Annotated in this window: 16 protein-coding genes; 4 read left to right on the top strand and 12 right to left on the bottom strand. The window is 64.3% G+C overall.

Annotation, left to right across the window (positions count from 1 at the left end):
• Positions 1-124: 124 nt before the first annotated feature.
• Both mfd and AC07UX_RS02740 read right to left on the bottom strand, forming a co-directional pair.
• Entirely contained in the window at positions 125-3610 is a 3486-nt protein-coding gene (gene mfd / locus AC07UX_RS02735) for a transcription-repair coupling factor (protein WP_495190477.1), read from the bottom strand.
• Between the two features lie 97 nt (positions 3611-3707).
• A complete protein-coding gene (locus AC07UX_RS02740) occupies positions 3708-3974 on the bottom strand; it encodes an FAD assembly factor SdhE (RefSeq protein ID WP_495190478.1) in 267 nt (88 codons plus the stop codon).
• Positions 3975-4059: 85 nt separating this feature from the next.
• Between AC07UX_RS02740 and recG the strand changes: the two genes are divergently transcribed.
• The gene (gene recG, locus AC07UX_RS02745) at positions 4060-6123 is read left to right on the top strand and encodes an ATP-dependent DNA helicase RecG (protein WP_495190479.1); all 2064 of its coding nucleotides are present in this window, start codon (positions 4060-4062) and stop codon (positions 6121-6123) included.
• 168 nt (positions 6124-6291) lie between these two features.
• Positions 6292-7383 carry a mechanosensitive ion channel family protein gene (locus tag AC07UX_RS02750; protein ID WP_495190480.1) on the top strand — a complete coding sequence of 364 codons (1092 nt, stop codon included), beginning with the start codon at positions 6292-6294 and terminating at the stop codon, positions 7381-7383.
• Here the strand turns inward: AC07UX_RS02750 and AC07UX_RS02755 are convergent.
• On the bottom strand, positions 7355-7708 hold the full coding sequence (locus AC07UX_RS02755) for a PilZ domain-containing protein (RefSeq protein WP_495191767.1): 354 nt from the start codon (positions 7706-7708) through the stop codon (positions 7355-7357). The genes AC07UX_RS02750 and AC07UX_RS02755 overlap by 29 nt on opposite strands.
• A gap of 110 nt (positions 7709-7818) precedes the next feature.
• The gene (gene tyrS, locus AC07UX_RS02760; protein WP_495191768.1) at positions 7819-9036 is read right to left on the bottom strand and encodes a tyrosine--tRNA ligase; all 1218 of its coding nucleotides are present in this window, start codon (positions 9034-9036) and stop codon (positions 7819-7821) included.
• A gap of 55 nt (positions 9037-9091) precedes the next feature.
• On the opposite strand from tyrS, the gene AC07UX_RS02765 reads away from it, so the two are divergent.
• Positions 9092-10177, top strand: a complete 1086-nt coding sequence (locus AC07UX_RS02765; protein ID WP_495190481.1) for an anhydro-N-acetylmuramic acid kinase — start codon at positions 9092-9094, stop codon at positions 10175-10177.
• 116 nt (positions 10178-10293) lie between these two features.
• Here AC07UX_RS02765 and AC07UX_RS02770 read toward each other — a convergent pair whose 3' ends face one another.
• The 3 genes from AC07UX_RS02770 to AC07UX_RS02780 all read right to left on the bottom strand — a co-directional run bounded on the left by AC07UX_RS02770 (position 10294) and on the right by AC07UX_RS02780 (position 12575).
• On the bottom strand, positions 10294-10626 hold the full coding sequence (locus AC07UX_RS02770; protein ID WP_495190482.1) for a hypothetical protein: 333 nt from the start codon (positions 10624-10626) through the stop codon (positions 10294-10296).
• Between the two features lie 101 nt (positions 10627-10727).
• Complete coding sequence (locus AC07UX_RS02775; protein ID WP_495190483.1) at positions 10728-11273, bottom strand: DUF4136 domain-containing protein; 546 nt, start codon at positions 11271-11273, stop codon at positions 10728-10730.
• Positions 11274-11399: 126 nt separating this feature from the next.
• Positions 11400-12575, bottom strand: coding sequence for a vWA domain-containing protein (locus AC07UX_RS02780; protein ID WP_495190484.1), 1176 nt, complete (start codon positions 12573-12575; stop codon positions 11400-11402).
• 146 nt (positions 12576-12721) lie between these two features.
• On the opposite strand from AC07UX_RS02780, the gene AC07UX_RS02785 reads away from it, so the two are divergent.
• Positions 12722-14086 (top strand): methyl-accepting chemotaxis protein, encoded by a 1365-nt coding sequence (locus AC07UX_RS02785; protein ID WP_495190485.1) that lies wholly within the window; start codon positions 12722-12724, stop codon positions 14084-14086.
• Here AC07UX_RS02785 and AC07UX_RS02790 read toward each other — a convergent pair.
• The 5 genes from AC07UX_RS02790 to AC07UX_RS02810 all read right to left on the bottom strand — a co-directional run bounded on the left by AC07UX_RS02790 (position 14062) and on the right by AC07UX_RS02810 (position 18225).
• Positions 14062-14931, bottom strand: coding sequence for a DUF817 domain-containing protein (locus AC07UX_RS02790; RefSeq protein ID WP_495190486.1), 870 nt, complete (start codon positions 14929-14931; stop codon positions 14062-14064). The genes AC07UX_RS02785 and AC07UX_RS02790 overlap by 25 nt on opposite strands.
• Positions 14932-14973: 42 nt before the next feature.
• Entirely contained in the window at positions 14974-16005 is a 1032-nt protein-coding gene (locus AC07UX_RS02795; protein ID WP_495191769.1) for a hypothetical protein, read from the bottom strand.
• Positions 16006-16097: 92 nt separating this feature from the next.
• Entirely contained in the window at positions 16098-16511 is a 414-nt protein-coding gene (locus AC07UX_RS02800; protein ID WP_495190487.1) for a GFA family protein, read from the bottom strand.
• A gap of 111 nt (positions 16512-16622) precedes the next feature.
• Positions 16623-17468: an AAA family ATPase gene (locus tag AC07UX_RS02805; RefSeq protein ID WP_495191770.1), complete on the bottom strand. Its 846-nt coding sequence runs from the start codon at positions 17466-17468 to the stop codon at positions 16623-16625.
• A gap of 76 nt (positions 17469-17544) precedes the next feature.
• The gene (locus tag AC07UX_RS02810) at positions 17545-18225 is read right to left on the bottom strand and encodes a DUF6975 family protein (protein WP_495190488.1); all 681 of its coding nucleotides are present in this window, start codon (positions 18223-18225) and stop codon (positions 17545-17547) included.
• Positions 18226-18421 lie beyond the last annotated feature (196 nt).

Consider the following 18421-nt stretch of genomic DNA (forward strand, 5'->3'; position numbering starts at 1 on the left):
TGACGCCGGACTTTGCCGCCCGGTCGTCATGCACGGATTTAGGTTTCCACTGTTGCTGATGCGTTTCCCAACGATGATGAATGGCGACATGGGGGTCGGAGCAGGCATCGCCTTCCTGCCAAACCTACCCCGCCGCCTTCATCAGGCCCTTCGACAGTTGGAGCGCGCCGTTCAGGCGGGCCTGCGGGTCGGGCCAAGCGCGTTCGACGACGATCCTGCTGTCGGGGCGCAGGCGGGCGACGCCGTTGAGTTTCTGGACATAGGCGACGAGGCCCGCCGGCTTGGGGAAGCGATCCTCGAAGAAGCTGACCAGCGCGCCCTTCGGCCCGACGTCGATCTTGGAGATGTTCGCGATCAGGCAATTCTGCTTGATCTCTATGATCTTGAGCAGGTTCTGCGTGGGCAGGGGCAGCTTGCCGAAACGGTCGATCAGTTCGGCGGCGAAGGATTCGAGGCCGTTGCGGTCCTCCAGTTCGTTGATGCGGCGATAGAGGCCCATGCGCAGGTCGAGGTCGGGCACATAATCGTCGGGGATGAGAATGGGCGCGTCGACGCTGATCTGGGGCGAGAAGCTGTCGCTGCGGCGCTCGATACCCCCAAGACCTTTGGCGCCGCCCGCCTTGGCGTCCATGATCGCCTCTTCCAGCATCGACTGGTAGAGTTCGAAGCCGACTTCCTTGATATGGCCGGACTGTTCGTCGCCGACCAGATTGCCCGCACCGCGAATGTCGAGATCGTGCGACGCCAGTTGGAAACCCGCGCCCAGCGTGTCGAGGTCGGACAAGACCTTGAGCCGCTTTTCCGCCGTTTCGGTGATGATGCGGTTGGCGGGCGTGGTGAAATAGGCATAGGCGCGCGTCTTCGATCGGCCAACGCGACCGCGCAACTGATAGAGTTGCGCGAGGCCGAAGCGGTCGGCGCGGTGGATGATGAGCGTGTTGGCGCTGGGGATGTCGAGGCCGGATTCCACGATGGTCGTGGAGAGGAGGACGTCGTAGCGCTTGTCATAGAAGGCCGACATGCGCTCTTCGACGTCGGTGGCGCTCATCTGGCCATGGGCGACGATGGGTTTGATTTCGGGGACTTCGGTGCGCAGGAATTCCTCGACTTCGGTGAGGTCGGCGATGCGGGGCACGACGAAGAAGCTCTGGCCGCCGCGATAATGTTCGCGCAGCAGCGCTTCGCGGATGACGACGCCGTCCCAGGGCATGATGTAGGTGCGCACCGCGAGGCGATCGACCGGCGGGGTCTGGATGACGGAGAGTTCGCGCAGGCCCGACATCGCCATTTGCAGCGTACGCGGGATCGGCGTGGCGGTGAGCGTCAGAACGTGGACGTCCGTTTTCAGGGACTTCAGCCGTTCCTTGTGGGTGACGCCGAAACGCTGTTCCTCGTCCACGATGACGAGGCCGAGGCGTTTGAATTCCAGCCCCTTGGCCAGCAGGGCGTGGGTGCCGACCACGATGTCGATCGTGCCGTCGGCCAGACCCGCCTTGGTCGCTTTCGCTTCCTTGTCGGGGACGAGGCGGGAGAGGCGGCCGATATTGACGGGAAAGCCGCGAAAGCGCTCCTCGAAATTCATGTGGTGCTGGCGCGCCAGGAGCGTGGTGGGGCAGATGACGACGACCTGCATGCCCGCCATCGCCGCGACGAAGGCGGCGCGCAGGGCCACTTCGGTCTTGCCGAAGCCGACATCGCCGCAGACGAGGCGATCCATCGGCTTGCCCGACCCCAGATCCTCCACCACATCGCTGATGGCGCGGTCCTGATCCTCGGTTTCCTGATAGGGGAAGCGGTCGACGAAGGCGGGGTAGCCGGCCTGATCGGGTTCCGCCACGGTCGCGTTGCGCAAGGCGCGTTCGGCGGCGGTCTTGAGCAATTCACCCGCGATTTCGCGGATGCGCTCCTTCATCTTGGCCTTGCGCCGCTGCCAGGCTTCGCCGCCCAGCTTGTCGAGGCTGACGCCTTCGTTTTCGCTACCGTAGCGGGAGAGGACTTCGAGATTTTCGACCGGGACGTAGAGCTTGTCGCCGCCGGCATAGGTGAGCGCGACGCAATCATGCGGGGCCTTCGCCACCGGGATTTGAGTCAGCCCTTCATAGCGGCCGATGCCATGATCCATATGGACGACGAGGTCGCCGGGCGAGAGGGTGGCCAGTTCCTGAAGGAAGGCGTCGGCGCTTTTCTTGCGCTTGGCGCGGCGGACGAGGCGGTCGCCCAGCATATCCTGTTCGGTAAGGACGGCGACGTCGGGCGCAGTGAAGCCATGGTCGAGGCCGATGACCATGAGCGTGACGCTGCCATTGGCGGCGATGCCGAGCGCCTCCTGCCAGTTGTCCGCGGCGGCGAGGCGGGACACGCCATGGTCGGCGAGCAGGCCGGACAGGCGCTCGCGCGCGCCGCCGGAGTAGCTGGCGATGACGATTTTCTTTTTCTGACGGCGCAGGTCGGCAATATGCTTGCCGACGGCTTCGTAGATGTTCGTGTTCTGCGCGCGTTCGGGGGCGAAGTCGCGGGGGCCATCCACAGAAAAGTCGAGGACGGTTGCGCTGTCGGGTTCATGGAATGGCGTGGTGCCGTGCATGGGGCGGGTCGCGACGGCGGCGTCCCATTCGGCGGCATTCAGGTAGAGCGCGTCGGGCTTCAGCGGGCGGTAGGAACCGGGGTCGGCGGATTTCGCCTGCACGCGGTTGGCGTGATAGTCGCGGATCGCCTCGAACCGGCTTTCCGCCGCGCCGGCCACGCCATGGTCGCGGATGAGCACGGCGCCCTCGCCAAGGTGATCGGTCAGCGGGACCAGCTTTTCCTCGAACAAGGGCAACCAATGTTCCATGCCAGCCAGGCGGCGGCCGTCGCTGACCGCCTGATAGAGCGGGTCGCCGGTCGCGGTCGCACCGAAGGTTTCGCGGTAGCGACCGCGGAAGCGCTTGATCGTGTCCTCGTCCAGCAGGGCTTCGGACGCGGGGAGGAGGGTGAAGCCATCGACATTCTCGATCGTGCGCTGATCGGACGGGTCGAAGCGGCGGACCGTCTCGATCTCATCGCCGAAGAAATCGAGGCGCAGCGGCTGTTCTTCGCCACCGGGAAACAGATCGACGATGCCGCCCCGAATGGCGAACTCGCCCCGGTCATGCACCGTGTCGGTGCGGACATAGCCGTTCGCTTGCAGCATTTCGGCGAGCTTCTGGATAGCGATCCGTTCCTTGGGCGCCAGTTTCGCGACGAGTTGGCGCACGCGGAAGGGCGTCAGGGTGCGCTGCGTCATGGCGGCCAGCGTGGTGACGACCAGTTGCGGGCCTTTGGGCTTTGCCTGCAACGCATGGAGGCCCGCGAGACGGGCGGAAGCGGCGCGCAGCGAGGGGCTGGCGCGGTCGTAGGGCAGGCAGTCCCAGGCGGGTATTTCGATGATCTCGATCTCCGGCGCGAAATAATGCGCCGTGTCCGCGACCGCGCGCATCAACTGCTCGTCCGATGCGACGAAGACGGCGCGGCCACCCGCAGCGCCTACGGCGCGGGCGATGTCGGCCAGCAGCCAGGGCTGGAAGCCGGCTGGTACGCCCGACAGGGTGAGCGGCGCCTTCGCCTTCAGGATTTTCTGGAGATCGGTCATCGAATAATCCGTTCGCCCTGAGATTGTCGAAGGGCCGTATTTTCTGGGAAGAGAAGTGCAGGGCTTTGGCAGGCTCAGCCCGAACGGTGCTTTTGCTTCAATTTTCGATCTTCACGAAATCGAGTTTCAGGAACTTGTCCATCATCGGGCCTTTCCACTCTTCGGGAACGGGGATGGTGCCCAGCGCCCAGCCGATGATGTCGGCATCCTGTTCATCCATGAACTTTTCGAACCAGGCGATTTCCTCTTCGTTCCATTCCGCGTGATAGCGTTCGAAGAATCCGCCAACCGTATAGTCGGCTTCCCGCGTGCCGCGATGCCAGGCCCGAAATTTGATGCGGCGCATCTGGGGATTGTCGTTCACAATTTGTTCCTTTGGCGGGCATGGCATTATCGCCGATCAGGCATTTGTAGGACCGTCCCGGCTGCGTTAGAGGCAGCAGATAGCCATGCGACCCGATATTCTCAATCCGCTCTTTGCCGAAATATCCCTGTTCAAGGGGATCGGCCCCGCTCTTGCCCGTCCGCTGGAGCGGCTGGGGCTGGCGCGTGCGGTCGATGTCGCCTTCCATATTCCGGTCAGTTGGGTGGACCGGCACCTGACCGACACGCTGGACATGGCGGACGCGGGGCGGGTGATCGGCACCATGCTGACGCCGGTGGATTACAAGGCGACCAGCAGCCCGCGCGCGCCGTTCCGGGTGCAGGCGATCGACAAGCGCGCCAATGTCGTATCCCTCGTCTATTTCGGGAAGAATAGCGGCTGGCCGCGCAAGTTGTTGCCGCTCAATGAACCCAAATTCGTGTCGGGCAAGCTGGAGGCCTATGGCGATAATCTCCAGATGGTGCATCCCGACTATGTGCTGCCACCCGAAGAAGCCGATACGGTGCCGGCGCGCGAATCGGTCTATGGCCTGTCCGAAGGGCTGACCAACAACCGGATGCGCGATATTGCGGCGCAGGCGCTGGCGCGGGCGCCGGAGTTGCCGGAATGGATCGAGCCGAGCCTGCTGGCGCGCAAGGAATGGCCCGCCTGGCGCGAGGCGCTGGGACGGGTGCATGCCGATCCGTCCGACGCCAAGGCGCGCGAACGGCTGGCCTATGACGAGATTTTCGCGGGGCAACTGGCGCTGATGCTGGTGCGGCAATCGTCGCGGCGGCGACGGGGCGTGTCGATCCAGGGCGACGGGCGGCTGCGCGACATGCTCAAGCTGCCCTTTGCGCCGACGGGCGCGCAGCGGCGTGCGATCGGCGAGATCGAGGGCGACATGGCGCAGGCGACGCCGATGCTGCGGCTGCTTCAGGGCGATGTCGGGTCCGGCAAGACGCTGGTGGCGCTGATGGCGCTGCTGAACGCGGTCGAGGCGGGGATGCAGGGCGCGATGCTGGCGCCGACCGAAATCCTGGCGCGGCAGCATTATGAGACTTTGCGGAAAATGGCGTCGGGTTTGCCGATCGAGATAGCGATCCTGACTGGACGCGAGAAGGGCAAGGTGCGCGAAGCGACGCTGATGGGGCTGGCGGACGGGAGCATCGACATCCTTGTCGGCACCCACGCCATTTTCCAGGAAGCGGTACAATATAAGGCGTTGGGTCTGGCGGTGATCGACGAGCAGCATCGCTTCGGCGTGGCGCAGCGGATGATGCTGGCGAGCAAGGCGGAGCGGTCGCCGCATCTGCTGGTGATGACCGCGACGCCGATCCCGCGCACGCTGACGCTGACCTATTATGGCGAGATGGAGGTTTCGCGGCTGGACGAGATGCCGCCGGGGCGCCAGCCGATCCAGACATTGGTGATGGCCGCCACGCGGCTGGACGAGGTGGTGGAGGCGCTGGCCCGCCATGTCGAGGGCGGGGGGCAGGCCTATTGGGTGTGCCCGCTGGTCGAGGAAAGCGAGACGAGCGACCAGGCGGCGGCCGAAATGCGCGCGGAGTCGCTGCGGGCGCGGTTCGGCGAGCGCGTCGGGCTGGTCCATGGCCGGATGAAGGGTCCGGACAAGGATGCGGCGATGGAGGCCTTTGCCGCCAATCGCACGCAGATATTGGTGGCGACCACGGTGATCGAAGTGGGCGTGGACGTGCCCAACTCCAGCCTGATCATCATCGAGGGGGCGGATCGCTTCGGCCTGGCGCAATTGCACCAGTTGCGCGGGCGCGTGGGGCGTGGCGACAAGCCATCGACCTGCCTGCTGCTGCGCGGCAATGCGTTGGGTGAGACGTCGCGGGCGCGGCTGGCGCTGATGCGCGAGACGAATGACGGATTTCGCATCGCCGAAGAGGATCTGAAGCTGCGCGGCGCGGGCGAGGTGCTGGGCACGCGCCAGTCGGGCGAGGCGGAATTGAAGGTCGCGACGCCGGAGCATGTCGCGGCATTGGTGGACAGCGCGCGGGATGACGCGCATCTGCTGATCGAACGGGACGGCGGGCTGGACAGCGCGCGGGGGCAGGCGGCGCGGACCTGCCTCTATCTGTTCGAGAAGGATGCCGCCGTGGGGTTGTTGCGAGGGGGGTGATTCTCCCGTCGTTCCGGCGCAGGCTGGGATCTCCGGCGACCCCCAGCGTCGGCCTGCGGCCCCAGGATGCCAAGTCTGCGCAGTCCTCTCCCAATGGGGACAAGAATATAAGGGGAAAACATCTCGCAGGTGCGAAACAAAATCGCGGGCGGTCGCGTTGCCTCCAGCATGACCGATATCAGCCTGACCCACATCACGCCGATGGCGGCGATGTCGATCGCCATTTCGGTGGCTGCCGCGTTCCTGATCCATTGGGCGCTTTACTGGATCGCGCTGCGGGTCGCGAAACATTCGAAGATCGAGCCGGTGCTGCTGCCCGCCATCTATCAGCCGACCCGCTGGCTGGTGGTGCTGTTGGCGCTGGGCGCTGGCGTCAAGTCGATCGAGATGGGCGACCCCATCGAGGATGTCTGGTCGATCGGCGCGCGGATGGTGTTCGCGCTGCTGGTCGGCTGGCTGATCCTGCGGGTGATGCATGCGGGCAAGGCAATGCTGGAGGCGCGGGCCGACATCAGCGTTGAGGATAATCTGAAAGCCCGGCGGCGGCGGACCAAGATCAGCATCCTCTATCGCATCTGCCAGTGCGTCGTCGGGTTTCTGGTGATCGCGATGATGCTGATCGCAATTCCGGGCGTACGGACGATCGGCGTGTCGTTGATGGCATCGGCGGGGCTGGCGGCACTGGCGGTCGGCGCGGCCGCGCAACCGGCGCTCAAGAACCTGATCGCAGGCATTCAGATGGCCTTTTCCGAGCCGATCCGGCTGGACGACGTCGTCATCATCGAAGGCGAATGGGGGCGGATCGAGGAGATCAAGCTGACCTATGTCATCGTGCGCATCTGGGACGATCGGCGTATGGTGGTGCCGGTATCCTATTTCCTGGAGAAGCCGTTCCAGAACTGGACGACGAAGACGTCGGACCTATTGGGCACGGTGTTCCTCTATGTCGATCCGACCGCCGATATCGAACGGATACGCACGCGCTTCGTTGCGGCGGTCAAGGCGAACGGGCGCTGGGACGGGCGGGTCGCGATCCTGCAAGTGACGGATCATCGCGCCGATGCGCTGGAGCTGCGCGGACTATTGTCGGCGCGCAATGCGGCTATCGCGTTCGACCTGCGCTGCGAGGTGCGGGAGGTGATGCTGACATTCCTGCGCACCGAGATGCCCGAAGCGCTGGTCCGCGGGCGTCACAAGCTGGAGGCGGACGAGGGTTTTACCAGCCCTGCCATCACCATGCCGTCCGGCGCGGCGGGATGAGGCCGAGCATCGCGTCGTAGATTTGCGGCGTGATCGGCTCCAGAAACTCCATGCCCAGCCGGCCATCCTCCACCCAGCGGATTTCGGCAGCGACATCCTTTACGATCGGCAGCCAGACGCTGACCTGTTCGTGCGCCATGAAGCTGCTGTCGCTGCGGCACATCAGGCCGAGCGCGGATATGTTGATGATCCTTATGCCATGGGTGCGGCCGCCGGTCGTGATGTGGCTGAGCATATCGACCAGATCGCGCGATGCCCGCCGCTGGTCGACCCCAGGGTCGCGGGAGCGCAGGACGTGGCCGAGATTGGCGAAGACGGACATGATCCATCCTCTACGCCTTCGAAAATGGATGCTTTACCAAAGAAGAGCGTTAACCACCGGCTAACGCTGATTGCCATGTGCCATGCCGGCCCGCCTCCCGATGACGAAGGCGGTCAGGCGACGATCAGGCCGTGCTTCTTGGCGCCGAAGCTGAGCTTGTCGCCGGCATTCAGCGTCACGGCTGGATCGGTGACGACCTGCCCATTCACCCTGATCGCATTTTCGCCCAGCTTGCGGCGCACTTCCTTGTTCGACGTCGCAAAGCCCAGGCCCGTGACGGCCTGGACCACGGTCAGGGCTTCCCCCCCCAGGCTGACGGTCGGCAGGTTGGCGTCGGACGCGCCTTCCTCGAATGTCTTGCGCGCCGTTTCGGCCGAGGCCTGCGCCGCTTCGAGGCCGCGGCAGAGCGCGGTGGCTTCGTTGGCGAGGATCTTTTTCGCCTCGTTGATCTCCGCGCCTTCCAGCGCGGCGAGTCGGTTAACCTCGTCCATCGGCAGGTCGGTGAAGAGGCGCAGGCGATTGGCAACGTCGGCGTCGGCGGTGTTCCGCCAGAATTGCCAATAGTCGTAATGCGACAATTGATCTTCATTCAACCAGACGGCGCCGCCCACGGTCTTGCCCATCTTCGTGCCGTCGGCATTGGTGAGCAGCGGCGTGGTGAGGCCGAATACTTGGCGGCCATCGACGCGGCGGGCGAGTTCGACGCCGTTGACGATATTGCCCCACTGATCGGAGCCACCCATTTGCAGGCGGCAGGCCGAGCGGCGCGACAGTTCCAGGAAGTCGTAGGCCTGAAGGATCATGTAGTTGAATTCGAGGAACGACAGCGACTGTTCGCGGTCGAGGCGCAGCTTGACCGAATCGAAGCTGAGCATCCGGTTGACGGAGAAATGCTGGCCGATGTCGCGCAGGAAGGGGATATATTCGAGCCGGTCGAGCCATTCGGCATTGTCGAGCATGATCGCGTCGGTGGGACCGTCCCCGAAGGTCAGGAAGCGTTCGAACACGCGCTTTATGCTTGCGACATTTTCCTGGATCAGATCGGTCGTCAGCAGCTTGCGCGCTTCGTCCTTGAAGCTGGGGTCGCCGATCTTTCCGGTGCCGCCGCCCATCAGCACGATCGGCTTGTGGCCCGCCTTCTGCAACTGGCGCAGCATCATGATCGACACGAGATGGCCGACATGGAGCGACGGCGCCGTCGGATCGAAACCGATATAGCCCGGCACCACCTGGCTTTTGGCAAGGGCGTCCAGCCCCTCCGCATCGGTCAGCTGGTGGATGTAGCCGCGCGCTTCGAGCAGGCGCAGGAGGTCGGACTGGTAGTTGCTCATGGCGCGCGCCTGTAGCATTGCAGGTGCCAGTGTAAAAGAGGCGGAGTTTTCGATCATGTTGGCAATCGGCCTGATGTCGGGCACGTCGCGCGACGGAATTGACGCGGCGTTGATCGAAACGGATGGCGATGGCGTCGCGCGGCCGGTCGCTTTTCATGCGATGGCCTATGATGACGGGTTTCGGCTCCGGCTGGCCGAGGCATGCCGGCGGGCCATGGCGATGGACAAGCCGGGTTTCGAGCCGCTGATCGCGTCGGTCGAGGTGGAGCTGACCGAACGCCATGTGCAGGCGGTGGCGGACCTGTTGGGGCGTAGCGGGCATATTGCCGAAGATGTCGCCGTGATCGGCTTTCATGGCCACACGGTCGCGCATCGGCCCGAATGGGGCTGGACCTGGCAGATTGGCGATGGCGCAGGGCTGGCCGGCGGGTTCGGGATACCCGTCGTGGCGGACCTGCGCAGCGCTGACGTGGCGGCGGGGGGGCAGGGCGCGCCGCTGATGCCGGTCTATCATCGGGCGCTGGCCGACGCGCTGGTGAAGCCTGCGGCGATCCTCAATCTGGGCGGGGTGGCGAATATCAGCTTCATCGGGTCGGACGGTCGGTTGATTGCGTTCGATACCGGCATGGCGAGCGGGTTGATCGACAACTGGATGCAGGCGCATGGCGATGCGGCCTATGACGAGGGTGGCGCCACGGCTGCGCGGGGGCAGGTCGATGCGGCGCGGCTGGCGGCGATGATGGCCGATCCCTGGTTCGCGGTGCTGCCGCCCAAGAGCATCGACCGTGAGCAATTCAGTATCGAGTCCGTGCGCGGGCTGTCGTTGGAGGATGGGGCCGCCACGCTGACCGCCTTTACGGCGGCCGCCGTGGCGCGGGGGGTGGATCATCTGCCCGAACGGCCGGCGCAGATCCATGTCGCGGGCGGCGGGCGGCATAACCAGACGCTGATGGAAATGCTGGCAGAGCGAACCGGCGCGCAGGTGCTGAGCGTCGATGGCCTGGGCTGGGATGGTGATGCGCTGGAGGCGCAGGGCTTTGCCTATATGGCTGTGCGGCATTTGCAGGGACGAGCGATCAGCTTTCCCGGTACGACAGGGGTGCCGGAGCCGATGACCGGGGGGGTCTTGTTCCAGGCTTAACTTCGCATATTTCCCGCAGATTTCGACATTTCATTGCGCCGGGCTGATCCTATCGGAAAGGCCCGGCCCGATCATAGCAGCGCGGCCCGCTGTAGGACAGCGAGCCGCCTTTGCCTTTACCAACGTCTAGGCTGGCCGTCATGCTTCTGGACCTTGACGCGGGCGCTCAGCGCATCGAAGCGACGGTCGAGATCGGCGCGTTCGCGAGCGTTGAGGCCACCCGAGCGGCGATAGTCGGCTTCGCGGGCGGACAGGGCACGGAAATCGCTGCGCAGACGCGAGGCTTCGTTGCGGTTGAGCGCGCCGGAGCGGACGCCCTGATCGATGCGGATGTCGATGCGCGCCTGACGCGCGTTGATATTCTGCCAGGGGGCAGCGCTGGCGGCCATGGGGGTGGCGATGGCCAGCGTAGCGACGGCAGCGGCGATCAGGGTAGTGATCCGGGTCATGGCGACTTCTCCTATTCGTTGTTCGATGGACCAGGGAATAGACGTCGCCTGTCGCGGAAATGTGCCGGATAACATGCGATTTTGTCGCGAATTGTAACGCCTTACGGCACGCCGATCACGGCGTCGGACTGGGCCGGATATTGGCGCAGCAGCGCGTTGGAGAGGTCCGCCGCGATGTTGCCGGGTGTCGCGGAGTTACGCACCGTCACGGCAGATCCGCGCCACAGCACGCCCGCCTCGCCACGCTTGCGCAAGACCATGTCGAGTTGAGTGCGTTCCAGAGCCACCCGGCGGGACTTGCCCGATGGCACCTGTATCTTGACCGCCGATCCGACCCCGCTCATCAGGCCGCCATTCTCGATCTTCGGGCCGCTGGTGGCGACCTTTGCGTCCACGGTGCCGACCTCCGCCACGGTGACCGCCAACTCCATCGTGAAGGCGGCATGGGCGGCGCCGTCCAGCAGGGTGAAGCCCTTGTCCGCCAATGCGCTGGCGGCGGCGTCACGGAACAGATCTTGTCCGGCCGCGATACCGTTCGCCTCGACGGCCATGGTGCCCTGCGTGGGCGGGGTGGCAGCGATCGCGACGGCTGGCGCCATGGCCAGGAGGGCGAAGGCTGCGCGTGCTGCCTGTTGGCGGATGAACATGGGCAAGCTCCTTGGCGGCGATCCCTATGCGGGTGCGGTTTTCCTTAGACTATGCCGGGGCTTGAGCAAGGCTTGCCGGTTCAAGCCGGTCGAAATCCCCCCGATCGGGGGGGAAGTGACTTAGGTCTATCTTTTGCGCGTCAGTTCCCGCATCGCGGCGTCTATGCCCTCGATCGTGAGGGGGTACATGCGGTCGTTCATCAGGTCGCGGATCATCTGGGTCGACTGGCTATAGCCCCAATGCGCCTGCGACGCGGGGTTGAGCCAGACCGCGGCGGGATAGGTGCGGGTGACGCGGTCCAGCCAGACGGCGCCGGCTTCTTCGTTCATATGTTCGACAGAGCCGCCCGGATGGGCGATCTCATAGGGACTCATCGCCGCGTCGCCGACGAAGATCACCTTATAGTCATGGCCATATTTATGGAGGATATCCCAGGTCGGCGTACGTTCCGAAAAGCGGCGGCGATTATCCTTCCACACGCCTTCGTACAGGCAATTGTGGAAGTAGAAAAATTCCATATTCTTGAATTCGCCGGTGGCGGCGGAAAAAAGTTCTTCGCACAGCGTCACGAACGGATCCATCGAGCCGCCGACGTCGAGGAAGAGCAGCAGCTTGACCGCATTATGCCGCTGCGGCCGCATGCGGATGTCGAGCCAGCCCTGCCGGGCGGTGCCGCGAACGGTTTCGTCGAGGTCCAGTTCGTCCGCCGCGCCCTCCCGCGCGAAGCGGCGCAGGCGGCGTAGCGCCACCTTGATATTGCGGGTGCCGAGTTGTTTGCTGCTGTCGAGGTTCGCGAACTCGCGCTTGTCCCAGACCTTGATCGCGCGCTTGTGCCGGGATTCTCCCCCGATGCGCACCCCTTCCGGATTATAGCCGCCATGGCCGAAGGGAGAGGTGCCGCCGGTGCCGATCCATTTATTGCCGCCCTGATGACGCTCCTTCTGCTCCTCCAGCCGCTCCTTGAGCGTCTTCATGATCTCGTCCCAGTCGCCCAGCGCCTTGATCTGCGCCATATCCTCCGGGCTGAGATATTTTTCGGCGACGAGGCGCAGCCAGTCTTCCGGAATTTCCGCCTCTAACCCGTCTTGGCCCAGCACGCCCCTGAACACCCGCGCAAAGACCTGATCGAAGCGGTCGAGCAGGCCTTCATCCTTCACATAGGTGGCGCGGGCGAGATAATAGAAATCCTCCGGCCGGCGGGAGATGACGTCGCGATCCAGAGCCTCCAGCAGCAGCAGATGCTCCTTGATGCTGGCGTTGATGCCGGCGGCGCGCAGCGCGTCGAGGAAGTTGAGCAGCATGGATCACTTGTCGGCCAGCGGAGCACGGGATGCAAGTCACGGCAGCGATTGGACATTGTCCGAATATTAAGTGTTGCAGCGCATGGTTAATGCGTCATCATCCAGTCACAATCGATTTCGGCGGGGCGCAGTTGGAAAACAGGGATTTGTTGGCTGACCTGGGGGAACGGTCGGGCGACATCGCATTGCAGTGCAGCGAAACGGCTGGATATCTGAGCGAGCTGAATCGTCGCATCCAGAAGGATTCGGCCCATCTGGCCGATTTGCAAGCCAATATGGCAACGCTGGCGGCCAGCCAGAATGAGAGCGTGGCCGCTGCGCAGGAATTGAGCCTGACCGCGCGCCGTGCCGGGCGGATCGTCGCCGATGGGCATGACGTGATCGGCCTGTCGCTGGGCGAGGTGGCGGGACTTGTCGAGCATGTCACCGGGCTGGAGGGGCATTTGCGCCAGTTCCTGACCGTGATCGAGGCGGTGGGCGACATTAGCGAGGAATTGGGCGCGATCGCGCGACAGACCCGGTTGCTGGGCGTCAATGCCGCGATCGAGGCGGCGCGCGGCGGTGCGGCGACGCAGGGCTTTGCGGTGGTCGCCGACGAAATCCGGCGGCTGGCGGGGCAGGCGGGGGAATCCGCTGCCTCGGTCGGGGACAAGCTGGGCCAGCTGGATCGCGATGCGCGGGCGCTGATCGGCGGGGTGGAGGCGAATATCGTGCGCGGCCGTGGTGTCGGCACCCATATCGACCGGTTGCGCCTCAGCATGGCGGAGATCGCGTCGCTGGTGACGCAATTTGGCGAGCGATCAGACGCGATCGTGCATTGTACCGATGCCGCCGATGGCGATGTGAGCGCATTGCGGCACGGGCTGGCGACCTTCAGCCAATCGGCGAGCGACAGCGCGCTGCGCGTGGACGCCGCGCGCGATCAGCTGGAAGGGCTGGAGGGCATGGCCAATGCGATGCTCAACCGGGCGGCGCATGGGCCGCAAAAGACGCGCAACAGCCGCTATATCGCGCTGGCCGAGGAGGGCGCGGCGGAGGTGAACGCGCTGATCGAAGATGCGGTGCGTGGTGGAGAGATCAGTCTGGCGGCGCTGTTCGACCATGATTATCGCGCGGTGCCCGGATCAAGCCCGACCCAATATCTGAACGGTTTCACGGCCTTTGCCGACAATCGCGTACGGCCGGTGCTGGACCGGCGGACGAGCGAGGACAGGGCGATCATCGGCTGCTGCCTGCTGGATGTGAATGGCTATCTGCCGACCCATATCAGCATGCGAAGCCAGCCGCAGCGACCCGGTGCGCCGGAGTGGAACATGGAACATGCGCGCAACCGGCAGATATTCATGGACAGCCAGACGCGGCGGGCTTTGGAGGAGGAAGGCGATTTCTTCCTGTTCACCTATCGGCAGGATCTGGGCGAGGGCCGCTATCGCGCGCTGCGCAGCGTGTTCGTGCCGCTGGTGTGCGGTGGCAGGAAATGGGGGCTTTATGAGGTGGGGTATCTGATTTGATCTGACTGCCGGTCGATGCCGTGGATGAGCGACACGAGGACATAGGAGATGATCATCAGAAGATACCAACTGCCAAGCTTGGCGACGCTGACCATCTGCCAGCCGAGGCGTTGATCGGGATAGGTCCAGGCATTGGCGAAGGTGCCGATATTCTCCGCGAGCCAAAAGAATAGCGCCACCAGAAAGAAGCCGAGCAGCAGCGGCATGCGGCGCCGTTCGCGCCAGGGGGTGAATATGATCCAGGTGCGCCCGAAAAGCAGGATGGCCGTCGCGAACAAAGCAAGGCGGATATCGGACAGCCAATGGTGGGCGAAGAAATTCACATAGATGGACAGGGCGAGCAATATGGTGGTCCAGACCGGCGGATAATGGGTGAAGCGGAAGTCGAAGATACGCCAAATCCGCGCTATATAACGGCCCACTGCCGCGTACATGAAGCCTGAGAAGAGCGGAACCGGGCCAACATGGAGCAAGCTGCGTTCCGGATACATCCACGATCCGGCGTGGGTTTTGAACAGTTCCATGATCGTGCCGATCAGGTGGAAGGCGAATATGACCTTTGCCTCGTTCCAGCTTTCCAGACGGAGGGCGAGCATGGCGGCCTGTATCGCCACCGCTGCAAGCGTCAGGAAATCATAGCGGTAGATCGGCGCATGGGCAGGATAGAAAAAATGGGTGGCGAGCAATAGCGCCAGCATCAGCCCACCGAACAGGCAGGCCCAGCCCTGTTTGAACCCGAACAATAGAAACTCGAATGCCCATGCCTGCGGGCCGGGCGTGATATGGATTGCCTCGAGCCGGGCGCGAATACGGGCGTAGCTGGTCGCGCCCGGTGGCTGGATCATGGCCTTGGTTTGAAGCCGTGACGGGGCAAAGGCAAGGGGCGCTTACCGGCTGAGCGTCACGTCCCCGTTGGCGGCGTAGGTTGCGACGCTTTGGGCCTGGGCGGTCTGGGGGTCCTTGCCGTCCAGGATCGCGGCGATCTGATGCGGGTTGGGGACGCGGTCGTAGAGGCCATAGAGGTCGGTCTGGCCGACCATGTGGATCGACAGCTTGTAGCCCTGCGCATCGGTGGCGGGGTCGAAGGCGAGGACGGTGCCGCTGTCATCGACCGGCACGATGATCGGGCCGTCGCTGCGCCCGGCCTGTTGCAGCATGTCGTAGCTGCCCTCGGCCGTGGTCACGGTACCGCGGACGCATAGTGCATCCTTGCCGTCGCGGGGGATAAGCACATCCTGCGGCACGGCTTGTTCGGCGGGCTTGGCCGGGGTCAGTTGCGCGTCGGCCGCGGCAGCGGCGGGGCAGGCGGCGAAGCTGGCGGGGGCAGTGGCGTGCAGGCCGGCGGGATCGTCCACCGTCAGCCTGGCGAGCATGGCGTCTAGGCCCTTCAGCACCTCGGCGCGGCGTTCGGTGGGGCCGGTGATGCGGATCTTCACGATCCATCGCCCGGCATGGATGAAGCCCGCCGCCGTCGTCAACGCACCGTCGGCTGCGTCGTCATAGACTGCGCGGATCGCGCTGTCCGCCCGGCCGGCGGCAGGGGCGCTGGCATAGGCGGTGCGGCGGGTTTTGGCGCCAAACCGCTCCATCACCGCCTTGTCGGTCATATAGGCGGCGAGGGAAGCGTCGGCATAGGTGGGCAGATAGACGTAGAGGGTCGCCTGGATGGCGCCATCCTCGGACAGATATTGCGCATAATTGTCGACCGCGCGGCCGCCATTGGACGCTTCGCCGCTTTTGGACAGGGAGAGGCCGGCGACGGTCTGCGGCAGGCTGATGCCCGCAGCGTCGGCGCGGATGGCGTCCTGCGTCGGGGTCCAGGCTTCGCCGTCTGCGGCGTGCGCGAGCGAGGGGACGGCAAGGCACAGGGCCGTTGCCGACAGAAAAGCGGTCATGAGACTCTGGGCGCACTTTGGCATCGGCATCCCTCTCCAGATCCAGACCGTCTTGGCGCGGCCTTGAACTATGACAGGAAGGCTACAGGCTAAACCGGCGCGCGCAAGAGCCTAAATCATGCGACGGGCGGGATTTGCGCGTGATAATGGGGCAAAGCGGGGTCGTGATGTGCCCAGTCCGGCGCGGCGTCCGTCCAGATTACGGCCTGCGGGCCGATGAGCGAAGGATCGTCCAGTGCGCCGGCGCGGATGAAGGTCAAATGCGGACGCGAGTCGGCCATGCTGAACAGCGGCGTACCGCAGGTGGGGCAGAAGCCGCGCTGCATGGCGCTGCCACTGTCCGCAACGCTGGCGTGCCAGCGAACGTCGCCGATGGTGGTCACATGTTCGCTGGGAAAACAGACGTTCACCGTGCCGGAGCCGCCGCCCAGATATTGGCACAGGCGGCACCAGCACATGCGCGCGGCGAGGGGTTCGGCGTCGATCGTGATGCGGACGGCGCCGCAGAGGCAGCCGGCGGTATGGGGCATGGAAACTCCTCAATACTGACCCCGATCGTTTCGAGCGTGGCGAGAAACGCAGACAGAGCGCCCGCCGCTTCCCGTCTTCGCTCGAAGCGAACAGACATGGTCTGCCTTGCTTTATCGACCCTGTCGGCGCGCCATGAAGGCGAGGCGTTCGAACAGCATGATGTCCTGCTCATTCTTGAGCAACGCGCCGTGGAGGGGCGGGATCGCCTTGGTCGGGTCGCTGTTCTGGAGAACGTCGAGCGGCATATCCTCGTTCAGCAGCAGTTTCAGCCAGTCGAGCAGTTCGGATGTGCTGGGCTTTTTCTTGAGGCCGGGGACGTCGCGTATCTCGTAGAAGATGTCCATCGCCTTGCCGACCAGGATTTTCTGGATGCCGGGAAAATGGACGTCGACGATGGCCTGCATCGTGTCGCGATCGGGGAATTTGATATAATGGAAGAAACAGCGGCGCAAAAAGGCGTCGGGCAGTTCCTTCTCATTATTCGATGTGATGATCACCACCGGGCGATCGGCAGCGGCGATCGTCTCCCCCGTTTCATAGACGTGGAAGGCCATGCGATCGAGTTCCTGCAACAGGTCGTTGGGAAATTCGATGTCGGCCTTGTCGATCTCGTCGATCAGCAGGACGGGGAGTTTGGGAGAGGTGAAGGCCTCCCACAATTTGCCCTTGCGGATATAATTGCCGATATCGTAGACGCGCGCGTCGCCCAATTGGCCGTCGCGCAGGCGGGCGACGGCGTCATATTCGTAGAGGCCCTGATGCGCCTTCGTAGTGGACTTGACGTTCCATTCGATGAGGGGGGCGTCCAGCGCCCTGGCGATTTCCTGGGCCAGGACGGTCTTGCCGGTGCCGGGTTCCCCCTTCACCAGCAGGGGGCGGCGCAGCAGCACGGCGGCGTTGACCGCGACCTTCAGATCGTCGGTGGCGACATAGTCCTGCGTGCCTTCAAAGCGCATCATCCCGTCCCATTCGGTTGTCGATGACAACCGGACTAGGCAATGCGGCAGACCGGCGCAATTGTTAAAGGGGCGCTCAGGCGGTCTTCGCGCGGAGGTCGGCGCGGGCGGCGAGCAGATCCCACAGGCCACGATGCTGGTTCAGAAGCTGGCGCGCGCCGAACTGGATGGCGCGGTCTATGCCGTCGTCTCCCCCGATCGCGCGGGCGACGTCCAGCGTGGCGGCACGTTCGGGCAGAGCACAGGGATGGGGTTCTAGCCCCACGCGCAGGGCGGCCTGGTCCAGCACATGGCGCACGGCGCGCCAGTCGAGCACCAGCGCCATCGCCGCGCCCATGGCGCAGCCGCGCCGGTCGGACTGGGCCAGCATTTCGAGCGCGTGGCGTTGCTGACTGACGGTTGTTTCGCAATCGGCCTGGCCCGCCGTGCTGGGGGCAGGGCCGACGGCAACGGTGACTTGAGTCAAATAGGCGCGTTCGCGGGCGAAGGCGTCCGCGGCCTCGATCAACCACTGACGCGCGGCATTGTCGGCGGAGCGGGTGGCGGCATGATCGATGACGCCGGGATGCCGGCCATGGAGCATGCACAGATAATAGGCGCCATCGGCCAGATCGGAGAGCGAGAGCAACGTGTCGCGGGCGACGCCCGTGGCCGCGCGATTGGCATAGGGATGGGCAGCGGTGCCGTCGGCAGCGACCAGCGCTTCCAGGATTCGGGCTATGTCGCCAAATTGGTAGCGCGGTGCCGCTTCGCTCATGCTCATATCCCTGTTAGGCCCGCATGGGCAGGCTGTAACCGCAGAGATAGGGGAACCGGGTAAACGTCCGGTTTACGGAATCAAAAAGGGCGACCGTGAAAGCCGCCCTTTTCCGTCAAGAATGGTTAATTTAAATTTACCGATCCAAATTAATTTAACCGCTTTAAATACCAAAAAGCCATGACACTGACTCATA

This window comes from Sphingobium sp. GW821-FHT02B05 (assembly GCF_059421905.1).

Coding starts and splice junctions, on each gene's coding strand:
- mfd (WP_495190477.1), bottom strand. CDS start 3,610: ATGACCGATCTCCAGAAAATCCTGAAGGCGAAGGCGCCGCTCACCCTG.
- recG (WP_495190479.1), top strand. CDS start 4,060: ATGCGACCCGATATTCTCAATCCGCTCTTTGCCGAAATATCCCTGTTC.
- AC07UX_RS02750 (WP_495190480.1), top strand. CDS start 6,292: ATGACCGATATCAGCCTGACCCACATCACGCCGATGGCGGCGATGTCG.
- tyrS (WP_495191768.1), bottom strand. CDS start 9,036: ATGAGCAACTACCAGTCCGACCTCCTGCGCCTGCTCGAAGCGCGCGGC.
- AC07UX_RS02765 (WP_495190481.1), top strand. CDS start 9,092: ATGTTGGCAATCGGCCTGATGTCGGGCACGTCGCGCGACGGAATTGAC.
- AC07UX_RS02770 (WP_495190482.1), bottom strand. CDS start 10,626: ATGACCCGGATCACTACCCTGATCGCCGCTGCCGTCGCTACGCTGGCC.
- AC07UX_RS02775 (WP_495190483.1), bottom strand. CDS start 11,273: ATGTTCATCCGCCAACAGGCAGCACGCGCAGCCTTCGCCCTCCTGGCC.
- AC07UX_RS02780 (WP_495190484.1), bottom strand. CDS start 12,575: ATGCTGCTCAACTTCCTCGACGCGCTGCGCGCCGCCGGCATCAACGCC.
- AC07UX_RS02790 (WP_495190486.1), bottom strand. CDS start 14,931: ATGATCCAGCCACCGGGCGCGACCAGCTACGCCCGTATTCGCGCCCGG.
- AC07UX_RS02795 (WP_495191769.1), bottom strand. CDS start 16,005: ATGCCAAAGTGCGCCCAGAGTCTCATGACCGCTTTTCTGTCGGCAACG.
- AC07UX_RS02800 (WP_495190487.1), bottom strand. CDS start 16,511: ATGCCCCATACCGCCGGCTGCCTCTGCGGCGCCGTCCGCATCACGATC.
- AC07UX_RS02805 (WP_495191770.1), bottom strand. CDS start 17,468: ATGCGCTTTGAAGGCACGCAGGACTATGTCGCCACCGACGATCTGAAG.
- AC07UX_RS02810 (WP_495190488.1), bottom strand. CDS start 18,225: ATGAGCGAAGCGGCACCGCGCTACCAATTTGGCGACATAGCCCGAATC.